Annotated in this window: 22 protein-coding genes and 1 tRNA gene; 12 read left to right on the top strand and 11 right to left on the bottom strand. The window is 49.9% G+C overall.

Annotated features, from left to right (window positions below):
* The first annotated feature begins 58 nt into the window (after positions 1-58).
* The 3 genes from NL510_RS21680 to NL510_RS21670 all read left to right on the top strand — a co-directional run bounded on the left by NL510_RS21680 (position 59) and on the right by NL510_RS21670 (position 3,345).
* Entirely contained in the window at positions 59-928 is an 870-nt protein-coding gene (locus tag NL510_RS21680) for a glycosyltransferase (protein WP_253380266.1), read from the top strand.
* Between the two features lie 24 nt (positions 929-952).
* Positions 953-3,070 carry a family 16 glycosylhydrolase gene (locus tag NL510_RS21675; protein ID WP_253380264.1) on the top strand — a complete coding sequence of 706 codons (2,118 nt, stop codon included), beginning with the start codon at positions 953-955 and terminating at the stop codon, positions 3,068-3,070.
* 122 nt (positions 3,071-3,192) lie between these two features.
* On the top strand, positions 3,193-3,345 hold the full coding sequence (locus NL510_RS21670) for a hypothetical protein (protein ID WP_253385078.1): 153 nt from the start codon (positions 3,193-3,195) through the stop codon (positions 3,343-3,345).
* Here the strand turns inward: NL510_RS21670 and NL510_RS21665 are convergent.
* Positions 3,342-4,186 (bottom strand): IS5 family transposase gene (locus tag NL510_RS21665; protein ID WP_253376809.1). Its coding sequence is split into 2 segments (ribosomal slippage): positions 3,342-3,841 and positions 3,841-4,186, totalling 846 coding nucleotides; the frame shifts between segments, so codons are not numbered across the junction. The two genes, NL510_RS21670 and NL510_RS21665, sit on opposite strands and share 4 nt — an antisense overlap.
* Before the next feature lie 8 nt (positions 4,187-4,194).
* On the opposite strand from NL510_RS21665, the gene NL510_RS21660 reads away from it, so the two are divergent.
* The 3 genes from NL510_RS21660 to NL510_RS21650 are packed head-to-tail and all read left to right on the top strand — an operon-like array spanning position 4,195 to position 8,297.
* Complete coding sequence (locus NL510_RS21660; RefSeq protein WP_253380262.1) at positions 4,195-5,343, top strand: ABC-three component system protein; 1,149 nt, start codon at positions 4,195-4,197, stop codon at positions 5,341-5,343.
* Complete coding sequence (locus tag NL510_RS21655) at positions 5,324-5,989, top strand: ABC-three component system middle component 1 (RefSeq protein ID WP_253380259.1); 666 nt, start codon at positions 5,324-5,326, stop codon at positions 5,987-5,989. Before NL510_RS21660 ends, NL510_RS21655 begins: the two co-directional genes overlap by 20 nt.
* The gene (locus tag NL510_RS21650) at positions 5,964-8,297 is read left to right on the top strand and encodes an AAA family ATPase (protein WP_253380257.1); all 2,334 of its coding nucleotides are present in this window, start codon (positions 5,964-5,966) and stop codon (positions 8,295-8,297) included. The genes NL510_RS21655 and NL510_RS21650 overlap by 26 nt, the downstream gene beginning before the upstream one ends.
* Positions 8,298-8,453: 156 nt before the next feature.
* Here the strand turns inward: NL510_RS21650 and NL510_RS21645 are convergent, their stop codons facing one another.
* The 8 genes from NL510_RS21645 to aspA all read right to left on the bottom strand — a co-directional run bounded on the left by NL510_RS21645 (position 8,454) and on the right by aspA (position 16,953).
* Entirely contained in the window at positions 8,454-9,428 is a 975-nt protein-coding gene (locus NL510_RS21645) for a ubiquitin family protein (RefSeq protein WP_253380255.1), read from the bottom strand.
* A 324-nt stretch (positions 9,429-9,752) separates the two neighbouring features.
* Positions 9,753-10,961: a tyrosine-type recombinase/integrase gene (locus NL510_RS21640; protein ID WP_253380253.1), complete on the bottom strand. Its 1,209-nt coding sequence runs from the start codon at positions 10,959-10,961 to the stop codon at positions 9,753-9,755.
* 194 nt (positions 10,962-11,155) lie between these two features.
* Positions 11,156-11,231: transfer RNA gene (locus tag NL510_RS21635), tRNA-Phe, on the bottom strand.
* 119 nt (positions 11,232-11,350) lie between these two features.
* Positions 11,351-11,926 (bottom strand): transcriptional regulator, encoded by a 576-nt coding sequence (locus NL510_RS21630; RefSeq protein WP_253380251.1) that lies wholly within the window; start codon positions 11,924-11,926, stop codon positions 11,351-11,353.
* A 49-nt stretch (positions 11,927-11,975) separates the two neighbouring features.
* Positions 11,976-13,685, bottom strand: a complete 1,710-nt coding sequence (locus NL510_RS21625; protein ID WP_253380249.1) for a protein-disulfide reductase DsbD — start codon at positions 13,683-13,685, stop codon at positions 11,976-11,978.
* Entirely contained in the window at positions 13,661-13,984 is a 324-nt protein-coding gene (gene cutA, locus NL510_RS21620; protein WP_253380247.1) for a divalent cation tolerance protein CutA, read from the bottom strand. The genes NL510_RS21625 and cutA overlap by 25 nt, the downstream gene beginning before the upstream one ends.
* A 113-nt stretch (positions 13,985-14,097) precedes the next feature.
* Entirely contained in the window at positions 14,098-15,399 is a 1,302-nt protein-coding gene (locus NL510_RS21615) for an anaerobic C4-dicarboxylate transporter (protein WP_253380245.1), read from the bottom strand.
* A 117-nt stretch (positions 15,400-15,516) separates the two neighbouring features.
* Positions 15,517-16,953: an aspartate ammonia-lyase gene (gene aspA / locus NL510_RS21610; RefSeq protein WP_253380243.1), complete on the bottom strand. Its 1,437-nt coding sequence runs from the start codon at positions 16,951-16,953 to the stop codon at positions 15,517-15,519.
* A gap of 334 nt (positions 16,954-17,287) precedes the next feature.
* Between aspA and NL510_RS21605 the strand changes: the two genes are divergently transcribed.
* Positions 17,288-17,752, top strand: a complete 465-nt coding sequence (locus NL510_RS21605) for an FxsA family protein (protein ID WP_253380241.1) — start codon at positions 17,288-17,290, stop codon at positions 17,750-17,752.
* 21 nt (positions 17,753-17,773) lie between these two features.
* On the opposite strand, the gene yjeH is transcribed toward NL510_RS21605, so the two are convergent.
* Positions 17,774-19,015 carry an L-methionine/branched-chain amino acid transporter gene (yjeH, locus tag NL510_RS21600; RefSeq protein ID WP_253380238.1) on the bottom strand — a complete coding sequence of 414 codons (1,242 nt, stop codon included), beginning with the start codon at positions 19,013-19,015 and terminating at the stop codon, positions 17,774-17,776.
* A gap of 179 nt (positions 19,016-19,194) precedes the next feature.
* Between yjeH and NL510_RS21595 the strand changes: the two genes are divergently transcribed.
* From NL510_RS21595 to NL510_RS21585, 3 genes are all read left to right on the top strand, one after another.
* Positions 19,195-19,488 (top strand): co-chaperone GroES, encoded by a 294-nt coding sequence (locus tag NL510_RS21595; RefSeq protein ID WP_003855929.1) that lies wholly within the window; start codon positions 19,195-19,197, stop codon positions 19,486-19,488.
* A 31-nt stretch (positions 19,489-19,519) separates the two neighbouring features.
* On the top strand, positions 19,520-21,166 hold the full coding sequence (gene groL / locus NL510_RS21590) for a chaperonin GroEL (RefSeq protein ID WP_253380236.1): 1,647 nt from the start codon (positions 19,520-19,522) through the stop codon (positions 21,164-21,166).
* Between the two features lie 134 nt (positions 21,167-21,300).
* Positions 21,301-21,654 carry a DUF4156 domain-containing protein gene (locus NL510_RS21585; protein WP_253380234.1) on the top strand — a complete coding sequence of 118 codons (354 nt, stop codon included), beginning with the start codon at positions 21,301-21,303 and terminating at the stop codon, positions 21,652-21,654.
* Positions 21,655-21,689: 35 nt separating this feature from the next.
* Here the strand turns inward: NL510_RS21585 and epmB are convergent, their stop codons facing one another.
* A complete protein-coding gene (gene epmB / locus NL510_RS21580; RefSeq protein ID WP_253380233.1) occupies positions 21,690-22,718 on the bottom strand; it encodes an EF-P beta-lysylation protein EpmB in 1,029 nt (342 codons plus the stop codon).
* 40 nt (positions 22,719-22,758) lie between these two features.
* Between epmB and efp the strand changes: the two genes are divergently transcribed.
* Together efp and ecnB are read left to right on the top strand one after the other, a co-directional pair.
* Positions 22,759-23,325: an elongation factor P gene (efp, locus tag NL510_RS21575; RefSeq protein ID WP_010427766.1), complete on the top strand. Its 567-nt coding sequence runs from the start codon at positions 22,759-22,761 to the stop codon at positions 23,323-23,325.
* A gap of 173 nt (positions 23,326-23,498) precedes the next feature.
* Positions 23,499-23,645, top strand: a complete 147-nt coding sequence (ecnB, locus tag NL510_RS21570) for a lipoprotein toxin entericidin B (RefSeq protein ID WP_047346104.1) — start codon at positions 23,499-23,501, stop codon at positions 23,643-23,645.
* The last annotated feature ends 2 nt before the right edge of the window (positions 23,646-23,647 follow it).

The following is a 23,647-nucleotide window of genomic DNA, read 5'->3' as shown; positions in this document are numbered from 1 at the left end:
CTACCCTGAGCCAGTTCATTTCATCGTTGAGCGGCAAAATCTGGAGAGGACTTCATGTATGCTGTTCACAAAAGTTGATTTAATAGGGGGGAGTATGAATTCATATCGAACGGGTTTTGAAGAGGATGACGACTTACGCTCTTCATTCATCCGGGATCTTACGCTGCAGCAACTGGAACATCCTGCTTCATTACATACTGATAATCAGGAGTTATCGCCCCTTATTCCCAGGAAACTGATTCGCTACTGGCATGACCAGCACAATGTACCGGAAGACGTTATGGTTTGTCTCAGAAGCTGGGATCGGCTTCTTGATGATGGTTTTGAATGTAGCATGTTTAACGATGAATCGGCAATGGCATATATTGCCGAACGATTTGGCGCTAAAGAGTGTAAAGCCTTCTCCCTTTGCTATCATCCGGCAATGCGCTGCGACTATTTGCGTATGTGCGTTTTACTTGCTGAGGGGGGATTATACGTTGATGCTGACGATGTTTTACTTGGCGACAACTGGAAGTATCTTTTCCATGATGGGACACTCAAAGTACAACCTTTATGTTACGACATTCAGTCCTCTTCAATGGTGCCTGCTGTGGATATCTGGAGAAGTGATTTACCGACGACTGAGCGCATTTTTTACATTAATAATGACCCTATTGTGGCCCCTGCAGGCCATCCGGTTCTACAGAGTGCGCTTATTAGGGCGACCGAAACGCTACTGAGTGATGTACATTCTCCCGAAATTCAATCAACAACTGGGCCTGGGAACTTCACAGCTGCACTGGCAGCACACGCTCACAAATTGATAAGGGAAGGGAAGTCATTCGATTTCGAATTGTTACGTGATTGGGAAAAGATTGCAGAAACGCGCTGGGATCTGTCCTACCGTAATGATGAACGTAACTGGCGTAATATGGGCTCAGCCTGATCCCACATATCAAGGACAGAATTAATGAACCTTCAGGATGCTTCAGGTGTTTTGCGCAAGGTATTATTCAAAATCTCACGTGTAATAATAAGTATCTTTCCTGGTCGTAGGATCCCCGTTTTCGGTTCAGGTCCCGAAATGATCGGTTCAATTGTTGTTATTAATCTCGATCGTCAACCCGGCAGGTGGCGGAGGTTGAGCAGAGAGCTCAAAAGATTCCGGACTTATGATGGTTTTCCACTAGCCTCTATCATACAGCGGTTTTCTGCCGTGGATGCCAGGGATGGTCGCGCGAGTGCCGCAACGGCTGATGTTGATTCGGTCTACTGTATTGGTGATCAGCTTTATGTCCAGCCGGATGCAAGGCTGGAGGCACATTTCAGCAATGATGAACCCATCAAAATGACCAGGCAGGAGATTGCTGTTGCAAGGTCACATGTGGAGGTATGGAAGGCTATTGCTGCCGGGGATAAGGAATATGTTCTTGTCCTTGAAGACGATGTATGGTTTCGGTTGGGGGCTGTTGCGGCTATCACAAGAGGCTGGCGGGCCGCTATACGAGAGTGTTCAGAGGATCACGGGCCGCATTTACTGTATCTGTCTTATGAAGATGCAGGGGGAACAGCTGAACGTATGAATTGCTGTGGTGACCTCTTCAGGCCCGTAAGAGGACTGTGGTTTCTTTCTGGCTATGTGTTATCACGCGATGGAGCGGCAGCTCTGTTGCGGGCAATGCCCGTGGTTGGTCCAGTGGATCTCTGGATGAACTACCGCTTTAATGAACTTGGCGCGCTTGCGCTCTCAAAGCCAGCTATTTTGCAACGACAGGATGGTGCTTCCGATAACGCTTATTCCGTACTTCCTTACCTGGCCCGCGCAGGGATTGTTGATGCCGGTACGGGATTGATGGCTCCGGATCAAATTGACTCATGTTCAGTGATGGCCTGGACTGCTGGTGGTCAACGAGAGGGGCTGGCGATGGCGCTGGCTATGCTGGGGCTGCGGGTTTGTGTATTCGATGCTGATGAAGAGGAAATCCAGCCCCAGGAATTGCTGAATCTTTTTACGGTATTTGATGTTCTTCTTGATGTTCCACTCAATCCTGAAACTTTTAATACTGTGCTTGCAAGGACCGAAATAAAATTCATTGTGGAGGCGGGGACTGAACAGAGGTTTAAATTTGAACTGAAGTCTTTACCTTCATTACGCTCGGCATTCTTATCGGACCTTAAGTCTGATTTTCAAATGTGGGATCCGCTTTGTACCCTGCTCAATCTTTCGAGGCCTGCACAGGGGTACCCTATTGGTGCACCGCGTGGATCCCGATTATTCAGGTGGGATCGGCTCTGTAATTTATCTCATCAGGATCAATTTGAGTCACCTGAAACATGTTTTTTACTGGATGTTTCACCCTGGGTACTACCTCCTCAATATGGGTGGCGACCAGCACACCTCTCAGGTAATGAGATGCATCCTGTGGGCAATTGTCTTTTATGTACAGATATGGCGACTGAAACGCCATCCTTCATTGGGCTTGTCGAAACTTTTCCTGGCAATATGGCTTCGTTTTCTAAAGAAAACCTGGTCTGCGATGAGGACGGTACGCATCTAACTATCAGTGCAATACCTACCGGCAACAGGCCGTACCGTGCGGGAGCCTTCGCATCAAAACAATCTTTTGAATACGGGCGGTTTGAGGCAGAAATTAAAGCTGCTCGCGGTTCTGGTCTGGTCACCGGCTTCTTTCTGCATCGTGATTCACCAAGGCAGGAGATAGATATTGAAATAGCGGGTGATGCTCCTGAGAGCATGTTAGTGAATGTCTATTTCAATCCTGGCGACGAAGGAGCAACTTTAGGTTATGGATACAGAGGGTCCCCATATCGTGTAGAACTTGGTTTCGATGCCTCTCTGGATTTTCATCGCTATACCATTGACTGGCGACCAGACCGGATCGTCTGGTCTGTAGATGGGAGAGTTGTGCACGAGCGCGCCAGTTGGGATCCCACACCAGTTCCGCATCTTGCAATGCGTTTACATGCAAATCTCTGGGCTCCTCGCTCGGAAGAACTTGCCGGGAGAATTGATATTCAGGCTTTGCCAGCAACGACAACCTTTAAAAATATAAAGTTGTGGGAATGATTCATAAAGGACTCGATGAGGACTTTTTTTAACTTGTATCTGAGGTTTGCGATACGGCCACCGGCGGCAGCAGAACAACGCCGATGATAACTGACGACTTGCTAATGATAAAAGGAGGTTATGTGAGCCAAGAAGATGATGAGAAGTATCCAGCCAGCGCCGTATCCTCGTGGAGCGGTTTCGTTTATCAAGGGAAAATTGCGTTATATCACTCCCTTAAACTGATTCACGATAACGATCTGGACTTCGAGCTGCAGCTAGGCTGTGTCCCTTAATTATATAGTCGTTGATAAAAGAGCCGGATGCAGCCCAGCTTCACCATCGCCAGATAATTTCTCGCCGTTTTGTCGTAACGCGTCGCTATGCGACGGTATTCTTTCAGGCGACCAAAACATCGCTCAACAACGTTGCGATTGCGGTACGCATTACGATCGAGCTGTGAACGCCCATCCAATGCCATTTTCTCATTTGATTTTCGGGGAATGACTGCTTTTATACCTTTGCTTTTCAGTTCGTTGCGTAACGCATGCCCGGAGTACGCTTTGTCGGCCAGTACCGCATGGCCACGGCGTTTCATGCTGCCGTTCTGGCGCTGAACACCAATACCGTCGAGAAGACGTTGCGCGAACTGGCTTTCGTGAGCCTGTCCGGGACTCAGCACTATGTTTAACGGAAGACCGTTTCCGTCTGTCGCCAGATGGATTTTGGTGCCAAAACCACCGCGAGAGCGACCCAGCCCATTATCTCCGGCGATATCGGGATGTTTTTTTGAGCCCCGGCAGCACATTTCAACGCCCGGATATTGCTGCCATCCAGCGCCGTAGCAGACCAGTCAACAAGATTGCTGGCATCAAGTAGCGAAAGCAACCTGTTGAAAATAATGTTAATAACACCTGATTTTGACCACCGGTTAAAGCGGTTATAAACCGTTTTCCATGGTCCATATCGTTCAGGTAAATCACGCCACGGAGCCCCGGAACACAACACCCAGAACATACCGTTGATAATTTTACGATGCTCAGCCCATGGGCGTCCGGCCCGTGGAGATACGGGTTCAGCAGGCAATAAAGGCTGGATGATAATCCATGCTTCATCAGGAAGGTCGTAGCGAGCCATAGTTCAATATGTTGTGGAAACAGACAGTTACTATAGCTCAAACGATTAAGGGACACAGCCTAGACAGCAGTGACGACTTCGCTATTTATAAAAACGGAAAACTACACACCGCCCATCAAGTCAAAGCTAAGATAAGTAAATATCGAAGTGGTTATATCAAGGCGCTGGAACAGTCAACTTTAATCGAACACGATAAAATCAAGGGGACAACGCGTTACTTCCATGTGTCTGTCCCGCTAGATGAGACAGGCGATCACAGAGGCACTAGCGGAGAAACAGTAAAATTCTATCGCTATGGAGACAACTATCATTGTGGTTTGGATGAGATTGAAGGACTGACCAAAGAACTCATAAAAAAATTATGTGAAAAACAGTCAATCATTGTCAGCGATAACCTTATAAATTTTAACTACTGCTTACTGTCAGAAAAAATTAGCACCAAGGCAATATATAACCATAAATTGAATCAAGTTGACGGGATCTCAGAAGACAAAGCCGCATACGAGGGGCGTATCAAGGCTAGGCGTATTTTAACTGAACTGCTGACCGAAAACCCCTACCAGAATAGGGATTACTATGCAGTTGAATTAAAGGCCAGGCTCCAAACCCATTTAGAAGAAAGATTGGATCAGATGCTACCAACAATGAGTGATGCCACTTATGAGAGAGCCAGACTTCTGAGTGAGCATATTCGCAAAACGCATATCAAAGAATTAAAAATCCTTTGCCAGATGATGAAACCATCCGAGCGGTTTCAAGACGTTCAGAAGAACGACATCAGGCGATACACCAAGCTGATACAGGCTATTTCGATGGAACCTATATTCAACCATCTTCCGCACTATCTTGACAGCGTAAATCGGTTCTACGTACCTACCGCTCTTGACGTGGATGAAAGCGAAGAGTGTGAGTTTGACATGATCCGTGAAATGAAAAACAACGGAGATCTGCTGAGACTGCTTTTTGAGTACAACCATTTAATCGCCAGTAAAGCGGAAACCTCATTCACTTTTAATACAAAATTCACGAGCTCGGATGACTTTGACAACAAGCAAACCACTGAAAAGTTTGAGAGCAACATCACCAAGTCGCTATGCATTAGTGTCATAACAAAAGACGACGCGGAGGAACGACTGAATGATAAAACAACTAATTAATGAAGCACTTCTGGCCCATGACTTTGTCAGTAAACTCGACATGGACAACACAAGCTTTTATATTCGCGAGTCTGGATCTGCGATCAGGTTCGCAGTCCTACATAATCTTGACGATCTCCTGGATCCGGCCGAACTAAATAACAGAATCAATCAACTTGCTCCTGACGAATTTCTCAGAAACCCAAGCTTTAAGAAAAACTGCGACTTGATTTGTATTCATCGCCTTGATGTTCTGGCCAGGTTTAAGGATCACGAAGAAGAAATCTTCGCAATTGAGGAAGATCCGCACTTTTATAAAAAATATGTCCTCTATTACAGTGTTGCGGAAGAAAGCGTGCTCGCTAATTTTACCTATGACAAACTGTTAACGGTGATTGCTGACCAAAAGGAATTTCTTGAATATAAAGAAAACCCTCTTGTCGCCACACAATACAGTTTCGCTGCGAAGACCTTTATCAAGCTTCCATTCTTAGAACTACCTAGTCATCAAGGGAACCTTGTGTCCTTGAGGTTGCAAGCTGCTGAAGCTGTAGCTGAAACCGACCTGAACGATATATATTCGACTATCCAGCAAGTCACAGACAAAAACGCTGGCGACTTTATCAAGGAAATGATTCGTAATGAAATGGCAAATATCCAGGATTGAAGTCTCTAGTTTCAAAGCATTCAAGAATATTTTATTGGACCTTGGCGGGGCGTCCTTGCTAACTCTTGACGGCCCAAACGGTTATGGCAAAACAAGCATTTTCGACGCAATCGAACTGCTGCTTACCGGCCAGATCAATCGAATACAAAATCTATTCAATACATTATTAACCAGGAACAAGAGAGACTATGCAGACAATCTCTTCTGGAACAGTCGCTCTGGCGATAACGATCTCTGCATCAAGATTGAATTCATTAATGATGGTCGCAAACTTGTTTTAGCCAGACATTGCCCTGCGGCGATATTCAAAAAACCAGCAAACAATCGTGCAGACAAATATGGGAACTTCAGGCTTTATGAGCTACCAGAATTTGAATCATCTGATTTCACCAAGAACAATCTGCGCGACAACAACTTCCTGGACGAAATTTTCGGAAAAAATTTCAGGGAAAACTTCTCTTTCCTTAACTATCTCGAGCAAGGACAAAACCGACTGTTACACACTCGGGTAGACGAACGTAAGGAGAAACTTGGAAACCTCTTTAATATCAGCGATGTTGAAGCTGAGATCGAAAACTGCAACACTATATACACTAAACTTACAAGGTACATCAACAATCCGGAACGCACGGCAAAAGCTGTAACACTTAAAGAAGAGATAGCCACCCTAAGAGACTCTTTGCAGGCAGAGGCTGTGATCATTGAGTACAAAAAGCTCTCGACGACTGATGTTCAACCTGGATGGGACAAGGAGATACTGTTCTCATCGTATTCTGCGGTAGACCATGCAGCCTACCAGGAATCAGTTCGTAAGATTATTGCCCTTCTGCCACTCAAAGCCACGATAAAAACCAGGGTTCACAACGAGACAATCGATGCTGCCATCGAGCGTAACGAGGAATCACTGAGAAGCCTGGCTCGGTTCGGTAAAGACCTTGGTAAGCTTGATGGGCTTGAAGCTATCAAGCAGGAGATTGATGAATTAGAGCGCTCAGCAAACATCATCAAACGCGGTGCTAAGGTCATCAAGGTCGAAGAAGCCCGATCACTACCAAACTGGGAAGATGGGCGCCTTGAGTGGTTTGAGTTACAAATTCAATCTCGAAACAGACTAGTAGAAAAAAGCAGCACCAATGCGAACGTCGTAGCCGAATTGGAACATCTGAAAAAGCAACTGCTTGAGGAACATAAAAAGTCCTATCCCGACGATAAGATGTGCCCCCTCTGTGGCGCTGACTGGGAAGATCACAAATCAATGGTAGATGCCATTGAAGCAAAAAATAAGCAGATCTCTGATTCGCTAGGGCAGGACGGTAAAGGCTTAGTTATCCTTATCGCTGCTATGGACGCTGAGCTGAAACTCATCAACACCCACATACAAGACCGCCTGAAACTTCTTACGCCTACCTTTGAACCAAATCTTCATGTAGCGCTGAGCAGAATTAAGCTTCGGCTCCCGGCAATTATCCAGCTACTGGAGAAGCTGCAAAGTGAACATATTCAATTTACTTACGCATTCACGGAAATTGATGACGTAGTAGATGAGCGATTTGAAAAGCTTAAGGAGATTCTAAGAAATAAAAAACAGGTTGAAGCTGATGCCTTAGCGCTGCCGGAGGACTGGCGAGAAACCACAAACCGCGCTTTCAAAGACCTACAGGACTTCTATATAGTCACGGCTGAAGACCTGAAGGACAAAGAGAAGTACATATCGATTAAAGCTAATGAGGCTCAACATTCCAGGCTCCAAACCTGTATTACCGATCTTAAAGTTATCGAAAAAGAAACTAAGGCAGCCCAAAAAGCACAAGATAAAGTCGAAAAGCTCCGCAGTACACTGAAGAAGACAGAGCAAAGTTATACCGACCAGACAATTTCGGCTATTGAGTTCATATTCCACATCTACAGTGGCCGTCTGATCCAAAACTACCAGCGTGGCCTGGGCCTGTTTATCGAGAGCCGAGAAGGTACGCAATTGAGATTCCTGACTGCGGAGAAGTCTGAACACGACGCAGTTATGTCCATGAGCTCTGGCCAAGTGTCCGCCCTTAGCCTTGCCTTCTTCCTCTCGCTCAACAAAGTCTATTCGCAGGTGCCTCTAATCCTGATTGATGACCCGTCGCAATCCCTGGATGAAGTCAACGTTGCATCCCTGACCGATCTACTCCGTTGTGAGCTCAAGCATTGCCAATTGGTTGTCTCCTCCCATGAGGACGATATCTCGGCTTATATGCGCTACCGGTTCGACAGAGCGGGTTTGACAACAAGCTCACTCAACATGCAGCTCTTGGCAAAAGAAGCTTCGTAAATCTGTCCATGGCCACATGGCAGAGCTGTGTGGCACTACTATAGAGGTCTTCCGGCAGACCTCTTGGTGAGGACAGAATTTGTCTACGGGGGTCAGTCCAGACAACCAGTTATATTAAGCTGTGAATGCTAACTTTATATGAGTGAGGATGTACTTTTAGCTCAGTGTGTTTTCAAATTCCTTAAAGCTTTTGTAGATCGTCTGTGAATATTTTCTTAGTGCATTATTTTTACGCATCATTATAATTGCTGGCGAAGTTTTGTGAATCATATCACCTACCATCATGTGGATAACGTCACCATTAAATTCCTGACCATGAAGGTCTTTCCAGACCATCGTAGTCCAATAAGTAACAACATCTCCCTGCGTTATGCCCACATCCTGTAACGTTTTATTAAGTGGTGTTTTACGGCCATTAAAGACGAGGGAATGGCTCAAACTGACACGAATTTCTTCAGAAGCAAATTCAGCTGATTTCGGAAGACGGAAAAAATGCCGGAAGATTCCCAGCAAATCATTCACGGTAAATTTATCAGATACCGAAACCCTGAATGTTTTGTCGTATTGATTCGAAAATAAAAAAATGTCAAAGGATGAGGAATCAAGCTGAGCTTTCAGTTGGTCTGAATACTGGCTGATAAACGTATTACCAATCGCATCATAAACACGCTTTCTTGGTATATCGACGAGTTTTCTGAAGTAGCTTTCTGTTTCAGTATAAAATGTTCTACTAAGCTGTACCCACCGGGATTCACTCATGATTTCAATATCGGGCAGGCATTCTTTTAATTTCTTCTCGGCGCTGCCGCTGATGGCGACATTAACACACAGAATATACTTTTCCCATCCGAGTTGATCCTGAATGGCTCTGGCAGCGTTGATAGAATTAATTGCCTTACTAACATTAAAATCGCCACTCTTGCCTGATTCAATACTTTTGCACTGGTAAGCGATTTTGGCAGAAGGATAATACAGATCCACCCCTTGCTCGGGCGGATTACGAACGTAAACCTCATCGGTTTTATGATTAAGATTCAGTAAAGTGCAACAGAAACGCTCCCACGTATCGGAAAAGTTCTGTTCTTCCTGGACATACAGGAAAGGAGGATAAAGACGGTAGTGTGTGCTCATCAGCTTTAATGGTATTTTTAGTATATGATTACAACGATTTATCAGAACTGGTTCTGCAAGGCAAGCTTTACGTATTCTAACCCCTATGACAGCGAATTAGGTAGAGATGAAGTAGTCTAGATTATATCTCCTGAGCACCAGGTATGGTTGGGTAAAGCTCTGAGGGTTACAAAAAAAAGGGATACTCTGAGGCTCAGCCCGTTTATGGGCTGAGCTTTTATACCAGTGTAGTTTTATAAGTATCTTCTTGCCCATAGGAGTAGTCAGCATACCAATGCATCGTTCCCCCTCCTACCAGGCTGTTTTTAATTCGAACCACTATCCTTAGTGAAGTTTCGCAAAGTCAAAGGGGCTTACTGATTTCTCATCATTTGCATCAAGAAACTCCGCTTTATGAGTGTAAGCTGCGCGGACACCATTACGTTCCTGATGGCTCATCTGGCGCTCAACAGCATCCCTCGACCAAAGACCTGATTCAATCAATGAGCTACAAGCCATTGCCCTGAAACCGTGACCACAGACATCGACTTTTGTATCGTAGCCCATCAGGCGTAGTGCGTTATTCACCGTATTTTCACTCATGGGTTTCCACGGATTGTGGTCGCCAGTGAAGATAAGTTCATGCTCACCACTGATAGCCTGAATTTGCTTCAGAATATCTAGAGCCTGGCGGGAGAGCGGCACCAGATGCTCTGTACGCATTTTTGAGCCACGATGAGAATACTTGACCCCCTCAATGGTTTTTCGCTCAGGAGGAATGGTCCACATGGCTTTTTCGAAGTCGATCTCAGACCACCGGGCAAAGCGTAGTTCACTGGAACGGATGAAGATAAGCAGGGTGAGTCTGGTGGCCAGTCGGGTAAGAGGCTGGCCTCTGTAGGCATGCAGGCGTCCAAGAAGCTCTGGAATGCGATTCAGTGCAAGAGCGGGGCGGTGCTGGCGTTTCACCGTAGTTAACGCGCCAGCCATATCCACGGCAGGGTTATAGGTGATAATACCTGACTGGGCAGCATAGCGCATGATTGCAGTGATACGCTGCTGAAGGCGCGCTGCAATCTCATAGATCTCTTTGGCTTCGGCTGCCTTTACTGGAACAAGTAAATCGGGAGTTCTGAGGGTGGTAATGTCACGTGAGCCAATAAAGGGAAACACATGAGTTTCGAGGCTTTTCAGTATCTTCTCACTATGTGAGGCTGACCATTTTTTGTTGCTCTTATGCCACTGTCTTGCGATGCCTTCAAATGTCTGAGCTGTTTCTGGGACTGACTTTTTTATCCGTTTCTGTTCGCACGGGTCAGTTCCCTCAGCTATCAGCTTTCTCGCCGTATCGCGTTTTTCCCTTGCTTCTGATAACGAGACTTCAGGATAGACCCCCAGAGCGAGCGTTTTCTCTTTGCCCAGAAACCGGTAGCGGAGTCGCCAGTAGCGTGAGCCATTAGGATGAACAAGCAAAAACATGTTACCGCTATCGGCAAGTTTATAAGGTTTTTCATCCGGTTTAGCTGCGCGGATTTTAGCGTCAGTGAGCGCCATTGGCGGTATCTCCTGATAGAAAAGGGGTATAAATTTTATCGAATCAGACTATACCCTCAGTTGTACCCTCGCAAGGGACTTGATGCGGGTTGAAGTTGATTGAGTTGGGTGGAGTTAAGGGATTGTAGAAGTGTTGATTTTGGCAGGCTTAGAATGCAAAAACGGACCTCCGTGGAGGTCCGTTGATATGAATTTGGTGCCCGGACTCGGAATCGAACCAAGGACACGGGGATTTTCAATCCCCTGCTCTACCGACTGAGCTATCCGGGCAACGGAGCGCATTAAACCGCAATTGAGCCTGACCGTCAACACTATTTCGGGAAAATCCGTTCAACTGCTTAAGTTTGCGGCAATTTGGCTGTTTATGTGCCAAACAGGTCAAATTATGCTTACGTTAACGCCCCACCCATACGGCACTGAGCAAAACGCAAAATGTCTTCCGCCAGGCGGTGGGCGGTATCCACGTCGGCCTGACTACGGTTTACCAGCATGCGGCTCAGGCAGCCTTCCAGCACCAGTTCCATCTGCTTAGCGACCATGGCTGGATCATCCACTTCCAGGGTGGTCAGTAGCCTGTGGGTAAAATCATGCGCCGCACGTTTTTGCTGCTCTGCCAGTTGATGGATCGGATGGTCGGGATCAGGGTAGAACGAACAGGCGGCGATAAACAGACAGCCTGGATAACGATTGTTACTGACGCATTCGGTCAGGGCGGTATAGCGCGCAAGCAGTTTTTGCTCCGCGCTCAGCTCTTCATTGAGCATAAGTTGCCTGCGCCAGGTATCAACCTGCTGGCTAAGATAGCGCAGGGCATCATAAAGCAGCGCCTCTCTATCGGGCCAGAAGCGCGTAAGGTCGTCCAGCGGGTAATCGATACGGTCGGCTACCATCTCAAGCGTGGTGCTGGCGATCCCTTGAATCTCAAGTAATTGCAGGGCTTGTCCCAGTACGTCTTCGCGTTGCACGGTTTTCTCCTCCGTTATTCCCGACGGTTTGTCCCGTCTACAGTGTTGTTTACAGTTGGCGATCGCGCAAATGAGCGCTGAATGCCGCCGCATCCATAAACCCGGTTACGCGCTGCGTGGGCTGCTCTTCACCCTGCTCATTGAAGAACAAAATGGTTGGCAGTCCCAGCACGTTAAGGTGTTTCAGCAAGGTCTTATCCTGGGCGCTGTTAGCAGTGACGTTCGCCTGAAGCAGAACGGTTTCCTTCAGGGCGTTTTGTACCTGCGGATCGCTAAAGGTATATTTTTCAAACTCTTTACAGGCAATGCACCAGTCAGCGTAAAGATCGAGCATAACTGGTTTGCCCTGCGCTTGCGCCAGGGCGCTGTTGAGCTCATCCACGTTTTTAATTTGCGTGAAGTTCAGGTGCGCCTGCGTATGCGCCGCTGGCGAGCCAAACGCCCAGTCCTGCAGCGGGCGCACGCTCACCAGTGCACAGGCGAGCAGGAGGATTTGTACCAGACGCATCCACGGTTTTTTCGCCCCCAGGCTTGTAATAAACGCCCAGCCGAAGAAGGCCACTCCGAGCATCGCCCACAAACGTAGACCCCAAACGTCACCGATGATCCGCTCCAGCAGGAATACCGGCAGCGCCAGTATTACAAAACCAAACGCAGTTTTCACCGTCTCCATCCACGGGCCGCTTTTCGGCAGCAGGCGATTACCAAACACCGTCACCAGTATCAGCGGCAGGCCCATTCCCAGCGCGTAGAGATACAAGGTACCGCCGCCGAGCCACAGGTCTCCGCTCTGAGCGATGTACAACAGGATCGCGCTCAGAGGCGCTGTGGTACAGGGGGAGCAAATCAGCCCGGCGATGGCCCCCATGACGAACACCCCCCCCGCAGAGCCACCCTGCTGGCGATTACTCATCAAGGTTAAGCGGGTTTGCAGAGAAGAGGGCAGTTGTAGGGTAAACAGGCCGAACATCGACAGAGCCAGCAGGATAAACACCCCTGACAAGCCGATGAGCACATAAGGGTGCTGCAGTGCTGCCTGGAACTGTAGCCCGGCAGCGGCGACCACAAGGCCGAGCGCGGTATAGGTCAGCGCCATCCCCTGCACATAAATAAATGCCAACAGTAGCGCACGGGGTGTGGAAAGGCGTTGCTTACCACCCAGAACGATGCCGGAAATCAGTGGATACATTGGCAGCACGCAGGGAGTAAATGCAACACCGATGCCGATCAGCAAGGCCCAGAGCGCTGAGAAAGGAAGATCAGAAGCGGCTTCGCCTTCCCCTCTTACCCTGGCTCCCTCCCCAGAAGGGAGAGAGGAAAAGGCGGCGGCAGCTTTAACTTCAGTAAGCGGAACGACCTTAGTTTCCGGCGGATAGCAGAATCCGGCGTCGGCGCAGCCCTGATATGTCACCGTCAGCGTGGCGCCTTTATCCGCCTGGTTCACCGTGACGGGCACACTTACGCGCTGGCGATAGATTTCGCTTTTGCCGTAAAACTCGTCTGCATGCCACTCGCCTGTGGGTAGCTGTAATGCCCCCACATTCGCCTGCGCTGGCGTAATGCTCACTTGCTTGCGGTAGAGGTAATAGCCCTCTTTCACCTGCCAGGTGAGATTGAGATCGTGCTGGTTTTGCTGAAAGTCGAAAACAAACGCCTGGTCGGCAGGAATGAAATTCGAACGGCCGGGTGCATCAAATAACCCGGCAAAAACTGATGTGCTGCACAGCAGCAGGATCAGCGTAAGGAAGCGTTGAGCCATGAGAGATAGTCGTTATTGCCGTGGACTACGGGCAGTACCAGCAGTTCCGGGGTTTGGTAAGGATGATGAGATTTGAGGCAGTCGAGAAGCGCCTGCTGATTCACCTGATTGGTTTTTAACAGCATCTGCACTTCGTATTCCTGCTCCAGTTTGCCTTCCCAGTAATAGAGGGAGGTGGCGCCGGGGAGAAGGGTTACACAGGCAGCCAGTTGTTCGGCCAGCACTTTAGCCGCAAGATCCTGGGCAGAGGCTTCATCAGGGGCGGTACAAAGTACGACAACAGCATCATGCGTGTTCACAAGTCGACCTCCTCATCACGAAAGTCTTCACTATATCACGCAGGGCGATGGGGTATTAATGAATCGGGCCGCAGAGCGGCCCAATTTTCACTATTTTTACACCCGCTCAGCGTTTACAGCACAATGCCGCCGATGATAAAGCCGAGGATAACGCAAAGCGAAATCGCGACTACGCCCGGGATCAGAAATGCATGGTTAAACACGTACTTACCGATACGGGTCGAGCCGGTATCATCCATCTCAACGGCTGCAAGCAGCGTGGGATAAGTGGGCAGAACGAACAAAGCAGAAACGGCAGCGAATGAAGCAATAGCCGTCAGCGGGGTAACGCCCAGCATCAGCGCCGCAGGCATCAGCGCTTTAGTGGTCGCCGCCTGGGAGTAGAGCAGCGTGGCGGCGAAAAACAGCACCACGGCCAGCAGCCACGGGTAATTATGCAGCAGGTCACCCGCAACGGCCTGGATATCACCGATGTGCGCTTTGACGAACGTATCGCCCAGCCATGCCACGCCCAGAACGCAGACACAGGCGCTCATACCCGATTTAAAAGTGCTGGCATTCAGCACCTCACTGGTATCAATTTTACAGGTGATGCTGATAAGCGTCGCGATGGTCAGCATGAACACCACAATCGCTTCGTTACGCGGCAGAACCGGGTTTTGGATCAGACCCACGGTGTCGCTGATGGCGGTGGCGTAGAACATCACCGCGATGATACCGATCAGGAACAGTAGCACAGAGCGTTTCGCGTGCGGCTTCAGTTCGAAGACCTGGCTACCGCGCAGTTTTACTTCACCTTTTGCCAGACGCTCCTGGTAAACCGGGTCGTCTTTCAGCTCAGCGCCGAGGAAGTTACACAGTACGGCGGTGATCATCACGGCGATCAGCGTCACCGGGATACAGATCGCCAACAGGGTGAGGTAACTCACACCCATCGGCTCCAGAATGCCAGCGAAGAAGACTACGGCGGCGGAAATTGGCGATGCGGTAATCGCAATCTGGGAAGCAACAACGGCGATAGAGAGCGGACGTGACGGTCGGATACCTTGTTCTTTCGCCACTTCGGTAATTACCGGCAGCGTGGAAAAGGCGGTGTGTCCGGTTCCGGCCAGAATGGTCATAAACCAGGTCACCAGGGGGGCAAGAAAGGTGATATATTTCGGATGGCGGCGCAGCATACGTTCCGCCAGGCTTACCAGGTAGTCCATACCGCCCGCGACCTGCATGGCTGCAATAGCAGCGATAACCGCCATAATGATCTCGATGACGTCAAAAGGGATTGCGCCGGGTTTGATCTGAAAGATAAGGGTAAGAACGAGCACCCCAAGGCCGCCAGCGAAACCGATGCCGATCCCCCCGAGTCTTGCGCCCAAATAAATCGCCAGCAAGACGATGACGAGTTCTGCTCCAAACATAAGTGCCTTCCTTGTTTATTAACAAGTTGATATTAAATTGTTGTGTAATTGATTGCGCTTAAAAAGAAAAAAGGCACGTCACAAGTGACGTGCCTTTCGCAAGCTTAGTCTGAACGGTTACTGTTCGCTTTCATCGGTATAACGTTTCGCTTTATAGGCCGGATGCATCAGGTTCTGTGCCGAGAAAATATCGTCTAATTCGGCTTCGGTCAACAGCCCGCGCTCCAGTACCACCTCACGTACGCTCTTACCCGTTTCAGCACAAATCTTACCGACGATATCACCGTTATGGTGGCCGATGAACGGGTTAAGGTAGGTAACAATCCCGATGGAATTGTAGACGTAGCTTTCGCAAACTGCTTTATTCGCGGTGATACCGTTAATGCATTTTTCCAGCAGGTTGTAGCATGCGTTAGTCAGGATATGGATGGATTCAAACATCGCCTGACCAATCACCGGCTCCATGACGTTCAACTGCAGTTGACCCGCTTCAGAGGCCATGGTCACGGTTGTATCATTACCGATGACTTTAAAGCAAACCTGATTGACCACTTCCGGCACGACCGGGTTCACTTTGGCGGGCATAATAGACGAACCGGCCTGCAGCTCGGGCAGGTTGATTTCATTCAGGCCAGCGCGCGGGCCGGAAGAGAGCAGGCGCAGGTCGTTACAGATTTTAGAGAGTTTCACCGCCAGACGTTTAAGGGCGCTGTGCACCATCACATAGGCGCCGCAGTCGGAAGTGGCTTCAATCAGGTCTTCTGCAGGTACCACCGGCAGGTTAGACACGTCGGCCAGCTTCTGTACCGCCAACTGCTGATAGCCATCTGGCGTATTCAGACGTGTACCGATAGCGGTTGCGCCCAGGTTCACTTCCAGCAGCAGTTCGGACGTGCGGAGCATATTTTTCGTTTCTTCATTTAGCAGCACGTTAAACGCATGGAATTCCTGACCGAGGGTCATGGGTACCGCGTCCTGCAGTTGGGTGCGGCCCATTTTCAGAATGTCCTGGAACTCAACTGCTTTGCGCTCGAAGCCATCTCCCAACTGGTTGATGGCATCGACCAGTTTCACCACCGAGGCATATACCGCGATGCGAAATCCGGTTGGGTAGGCGTCGTTGGTAGACTGGCATTTATTCACGTGATCGTTCGGGTTGAGATACTGGTATTCACCCTTCTGGTGACCCATTAGCTCCAGGCCGATGTTCGCCAGGACTTCGTTGGTATTCATGTTGACCGAGGTTCCCGCGCCGCCCTGGTAGACATCAACCGGGAACTGATCCATGCATTTGCCATTGTTCAACACTTCATCGCAGGCGGCGATGATGGCATTTGCCGCGCTCTTCGGGATGGTTTGCAGCTCTTTATTTGCCAGGGCTGCGGCTTTCTTCACCATCACCATTCCGCGCACAAATTCAGGGATATCGCTGATCTTGCTGTTGCTGATGTAGAAGTTTTCAATCGCTCTCAGAGTGTGAATACCATAGTAGGCATCCGCTGGAACTTCCCTGGTACCCAACAAATCTTCTTCGATACGAATGTTGTTTAACATGTGAACCTTCTTTTCAAGCTGCCGATGGATTATACTAAACACACAGTATATATGTGTTTTTGGATGTTTTCTGACCGACGATTATTCCCTCAATTAGCCAGATGTTCGAGATCATATGCTGATGATAGCGAATTGCCGTAAGCTGGATCACTTATTATCGCCTCGATTTCATGATAATTATTAATCTGTGAAATGAATCACCGCTTTAATATTCTCAAAAAAAATATCCGTGCAAACCGATTGAATTTTCGTTAACCATCTCCATCTCTAATAGACGCGTTTCGCGAACATATCAGACAGGGGCCTGACGGCACCTGCCATACAGGAGATGCCAGTGCGCTGGATACCGTTTATTGCTCTCTTTCTCTATGTTTACATCGAGATTTCGATTTTTATTCAGGTTGCCCATGTCCTGGGCGTCCTGTTGACGCTGATTCTGGTGATCTTCACTTCCGTCATAGGCATGTCGCTGGTGCGTAATCAGGGTTTCAAAAATTTCCTCTTAATGCAGCAAAAAATGGCCGCTGGCGAAAGCCCGGCAGCCGAAATGATCAAAAGCGTATCGCTGATTATTGCCGGTCTGTTGCTTATCCTGCCGGGGTTCTTCACTGATTTCATCGGCCTGCTGCTGTTGTTGCCACCGGTACAAAAGCACCTGACCCTGAAGCTTCTGCCGCATCTGCGATTCAGTCGTATGCCGGGCGGTGGTTTCAGTACCGGGCCGGGCGAGACGTTTGATGGTGAATACCAGCGTAAAGACGAACAGCACGACCGTCTGGACCACAAAGACGATCGTTAATCCTTTGCTGAAGGGGGCGCTTTATTTTAAGGCGCCGCGCTTCGGTAAGAACATCCATAGCCCCGCCAGCATAATAATGGCGTACAAACTCTTCCAGCCCACCATTGCCAGTAGCAGCAGGCAAAGCACGCCCCCGACCGCCGCTAGCGCCTTAAAACGACCTTTCAGCAGCCGACAGCCCGCCAGCATGCACAGCAGATAGATGATGATGAAAATGCCGTTAGCGTAGACGATCAATGCGTCAAGATTGATTTTAAGCCCGTAAATACACAGCGTGCTCAGCACGCAACAGCCCAGCACGACGTTTAGGGCATTTAACGGGAGCTGGCGCGTTGACAGGCGCGCGAGGCGGCTATCGGGCTGATGCAGCGCCTGCGACCAGACCATGCGTGCAAAGCTCTGAATATAGATGTTAAGGCTGGCAAAACAGGCCAGATAGCCGATGACGCAGGCGACCCACAGCGCCTTCACGCCAAACAACTGCACCACGATCCCCGGTAGCGATGCGGCAGCGGCCTTGTCTGCACCGTACGCGTTGAAATGCAATACCAGCACGGTGCAGGCCCAGTAAACCGTGCCAGCCAGCAGCAGGCCAATCATCAGGGCGCGCGGGAAGTCACGTTCCGGTTGTTTAAACTCGGAGGCCAGATGAGCGAAGGCTTCCAGCCCCACAAAGCACCAGAACATCACCGAGAGCGCGGCGAAAAGCTGCGCATGATCGATATCCTTCACCGTCGGAAACGGGATTTCCGCCACGGTAATATCTCCCGCCCACCAGACGGCGGCAATAAGGGCGACGATCAGCACCGCGACGAGCGTTTGCAGGTTGGCGCTTGAGCGAGTTCCACGCGAGCCGACCCACCAGATTATCGCCAGCGTACCCAGCTCGGCCCGCAGCAGTTGCTCGTTATGCCAGCCAAACAGCGCCTGCCCGAAGCCGGTCGCGATATGTAAGGCTGCGGGCAAGCCCACCGGGATCACCGAGAGAAAAAGCCAGCCGGTCACGCGTTCCAGTCGCGGGCCAAACGCCATGCCGACAAAATATGCGACCCCGCCCGCGCTGGGGAAGTGACGCCCGAGTACGGCAAATACAATTGCGACGGGAAAGACCAGCACAATCAAAACCGGCCACGCCCACAAACTGTTGTTCCCCGCGACCAACGCTGCCAGCGCGGGGACGGCGAAGACGCCCGTACCTAACAACGAGGTTGAGAGCAGACCAACGCCCTGCGCCAGCCCCAGCTCCTGCCTGAGTCCACTCATTTACTTCGTCCTGTCACTATCAAAAGAGAGGGCGATGGTAACATTTTCAAAAATTTTTTTTTGGCTACCCCTTGAAGGGGGAAAAAGCTAACCCCATCTCTCAGGGCACTAGCCGGAAAACCATATACGGACCGGCATTATCCATAACTGATAATGACTTTCTCAAAGGAGAGCTATCAATGAGTATTCGTCCGTTACATGATCGTGTGATCGTCAAACGTAAAGAAGTTGAAACCAAGTCTGCTGGCGGCATCGTTCTGACCGGTTCTGCGGCAGCCAAATCAACGCGTGGCGAAATCATCGCTGTCGGTAAGGGCCGCATCCTGGAAAACGGAACTGTGCAGCCACTGGACGTTAAAGTTGGTGACATCGTTATTTTCAATGATGGCTACGGCGTTAAATCCGAGAAGATCGACAATGAAGAAGTGTTGATCATGTCCGAGAGCGACATTCTGGCAATTGTTGAAGCGTAATATACGCACGAGAATTTGAGGAAATAAGAACATGGCAGCTAAAGACGTAAAATTTGGTAACGACGCCCGTGTAAAAATGCTCCGCGGCGTAAACGTACTGGCAGACGCAGTTAAAGTCACCCTGGGCCCGAAAGGCCGTAACGTAGTGCTGGATAAATCTTTCGGCGCGCCAACCATCACTAAAGATGGTGTTTCTGTTGCACGTGAAATCGAGCTGGAAGACAAGTTCGAAAACATGGGCGCACAGATGGTGAAAGAAGTGGCCTCTAAAGCGAACGACGCTGCAGGCGACGGCACCACCACCGCAACCGTACTGGCTCAGGCTATCATCACCGAAGGTCTGAAAGCCGTCGCTGCGGGCATGAACCCAATGGACCTGAAACGTGGTATCGACAAAGCGGTTATCGCTGCCGTTGAAGAGCTGAAAGCGCTGTCTGTGCCGTGCTCAGACTCTAAAGCCATTGCTCAGGTTGGTACAATCTCCGCTAACTCCGACGAAACCGTCGGTAAACTGATCGCTGAAGCGATGGACAAAGTCGGTAAAGACGGTGTGATCACCGTTGAAGACGGTACTGGTCTGGAAGACGAGCTGTACGTTGTGGAAGGTATGCGTTTCGATCGCGGCTTCCAGTCTGCATACTTCATCAACAAGCCAGAGACGGGTACTGTTGAGCTGGAAAGCCCGTTCATCCTCATGGCTGACAAGAAAATCTCTAACATCCGCGAATTGCTGCCAGTGCTGGAAGCCGTTGCGAAAGCAGGCAAACCGTTGGTTATCATCGCTGAAGATGTTGAAGGCGAAGCGCTGGCGACCCTGGTGGTTAACACCATGCGCGGCATCGTGAAAGTGGCTGCAGTTAAAGCACCTGGTTTCGGCGATCGTCGTAAAGCCATGCTGCAGGATATCGCTACTCTGACCGGCGGTACCGTTATCTCTGAAGAGGTCGGTATGGAACTGGAAAAAGCGACTCTGGAAGACCTGGGTCAGGCGAAACGCGTTGTGATCAACAAAGACACCACTACCATCATCGATGGTATGGGTGAAGAAGGTGCAATCCAGGGCCGTGTTGCTCAGATCCGTAAGCAGATCGAAGAAGCCACTTCTGATTACGACCGTGAAAAACTGCAGGAGCGCGTAGCGAAACTGGCTGGCGGCGTTGCGGTAATCAAAGTCGGCGCGGCTACTGAAGTAGAAATGAAAGAGAAGAAAGCACGCGTTGACGATGCCCTGCACGCGACCCGTGCTGCGGTAGAAGAAGGCGTAGTTGCTGGTGGTGGTGTCGCGCTGGTGCGCGTTGCCGCGAAACTGGCTGGCCTGACCGCTCAGAACGAAGATCAGAACGTCGGCATCAAAGTTGCGCTGCGCGCAATGGAAGCGCCGCTGCGTCAGATTGTGTCCAACGCCGGCGAAGAGCCATCTGTTGTGACCAACAACGTGAAAGCGGGCGAAGGTAACTACGGTTACAACGCGGCAACTGAAGAATACGGCAACATGATCGACTTCGGTATCCTGGATCCAACCAAAGTGACCCGTTCTGCTCTGCAGTACGCGGCCTCTGTAGCGGGTCTGATGATCACTACCGAGTGCATGGTAACCGACCTGCCTAAAAGCGACGCACCTGATTTAGGCGGCGCTGGCGGTATGGGCGGCATGGGCGGAATGGGCGGCATGATGTAATCGTGCGCTATCCGTCGTAGAATACGAAAAACCCCCGGGCAGAAATGCGCGGGGGTTTTTCTTTTGGTCATCTTTTCGGTATAAGGTTTACACACGGACAACTACTGTCCAGCTTATTGAAAACGAGGAATAACATGCGCGTAAAAGTCTGTGCAGGGATCGTGGGGGTAGCGTTGCTGCTGACGGGTTGTAGCTCGAGCAACGAACTGTCGGCAGCGGGCCAGAGCGTTCGCTTTGTAGAAGATAAGCCGGGCAGTGAGTGCCAGCTGTTAGGTACCGCCAGCGGCGAACAAAGCAACTGGATGTCGGGCCAGCATGGCGAAGAGGGTGGCTCTATGCGCGGTGCGGCGAATGCGCTGCGTAACCAGGCTGCCGCCATGGGCGGCAACGTGATTTACGGTGTGAGCAGCCCAACGCAGGGTATGCTGTCCAGCTTTGTGCCCACCGCCAGCCAGATGAACGGCCAGGTTTATAAATGCCCGAACTGAGTATTTTCCCTCTCTCTTTTTGGGGAGAGGGAAAATTAGCGCTGTCGCAGCTGCAAATCCAGCGGGGTTTTGCTTGGCTCACCGCCAATTTCTCGTGCCAGCTTCGGCACCATATAACCTGAAACCAGCGTTAACAGTTCACGCATAATCTGCCGGGCTTCTTCATCGGTAACCATGAAATGCGCCGCGCCCTGGACGCGATCCAGCACGTGCAGATAATAGGGCATCACGCCCGCATCAAACAGCGCATTACTGAGTTCAGCCAGCACGCGGGCATTATCATTCACGCCACGGAGCAATACGCTTTGATTCAACAGCGTCACTCCCGCTATACGCAGGCGTGCCATTGCCGCACGAAACGCATCATCAATTTCATTGGCGTGGTTGATGTGGTTCACCAGCAGGATCTGCAGGCGCGATCGTTCAAAACGTGACGCCAGCCCCTCGGTGATACGTGCCGGAATGACTATTGGCAGACGGCTGTGAATGCGCAGACGCTTAACGTGCGGGATAGCTTCCAGTTGGGTCAACAACCAGTCCAGCTCATGATCTTTTGCCATGAGCGGATCGCCGCCGGAGAAAATAATCTCATCCAGCGCCGTATGGGCGGAAATATAGTCCAGCGCAACCTGCCAGTTGCGTTTATTGCCCTGGTTTTCGGCATAGGGGAAGTGTCTGCGGAAACAATAACGACAATTTACCGCGCAGCCGCCTTTCACCAGCAGCAGGGCGCGATTGTGATATTTGTGCAGTAAACCTGGCACGACGCTGTTCTGTTCTTCCAGCGGATCCGTACTATAACCCGGCGCAGTCACAAACTCATCCTGTAGGGTAAGTATTTGTTTTAATAAGGGGTCGTCAGGATTGCCTTTCTCCATACGGGCAACAAAAGCACGGGGAACGCGCAGGGCGAAAAGCCGCTTCGCTTCACGTCCGGCGAGCAAGGCTTCATGCCGATCGAGGTCTAACAGATACAGCAATTCATCAGGACTGGTGATTACATCGGCAAGTTGCGATAACCAATCTTCTCTGGATGGGGTGTTTAGGGTTACAATATGCGCCATTTTGTGGCTTAGCTACCAGTTAACAAATTTAGAGGGCCTTATGGCAACGTACTATAGCAACGATTTTCGTGCTGGTCTTAAAATCATGATGGATGGCGAACCGTATGCGGTTGAAGCTAGCGAATTCGTTAAACCAGGCAAAGGCCAGGCTTTCGCACGCGTTAAGCTGCGTCGCCTGCTGACCGGCACCCGTGTAGAAAAAACCTTCAAGTCTACTGACTCCGCTGAAGGTGCTGATGTTGTTGATATGAACCTGACTTACCTCTACAACGACGGTGAGTTCTATCACTTCATGAACAACTCTACTTTCGAACAGCTGTCTGCTGATGAGAAAGCAGTAGGCGACAGCGCGAAATGGCTGCTGGACCAGGCTGAATGCATCGTTACCCTGTGGAATGGTCAGCCTATCGCAGTCACCCCACCCAACTTTGTAGAGCTGGAAATCGTTGAAACCGATCCAGGTTTGAAAGGCGATACCGCAGGAACCGGTGGTAAGCCCGCTAAGTTGTCTACTGGCGCAGTGGTTAAAGTGCCACTGTTCGTACAGACTGGCGAAGTGATCAAAGTGGATACCCGCTCCGGCGAATACGTTTCCCGCGTGAAGTAATCCTCTTTGCGATTCAAGGCGCAGCGCCCGCTGCGCCTGATTCATCTCTGACGTTGCCCGGCTAAATTCGTCTATTTCTCCTAAAATTTCTTCCTGAGCCATCAAATGACGGGATCTTGTCTATCCTTAATTTGCTATACACAAAATAACTTTGGCTATAAAAGGAAGATATTATGGTTAAGAAAACAATTGCAGCGATCTTTTCTGTCCTGGTGCTTTCTACAGTACTGACTGCATGTAATACCACCCGCGGCGTTGGGGAAGATATTTCCGACGGTGGTAATGCTATTTCTGGTGCAGCGACAAAAGCTCAGAACTAATG

Source organism: unidentified bacterial endosymbiont, from assembly GCF_918797525.1.
Lineage (GTDB): Bacteria > Pseudomonadota > Gammaproteobacteria > Enterobacterales > Enterobacteriaceae > Enterobacter.
Note: the sequence above shows the minus strand (reverse complement) of the source record. Positions and strands in the feature narration are given on the sequence as shown.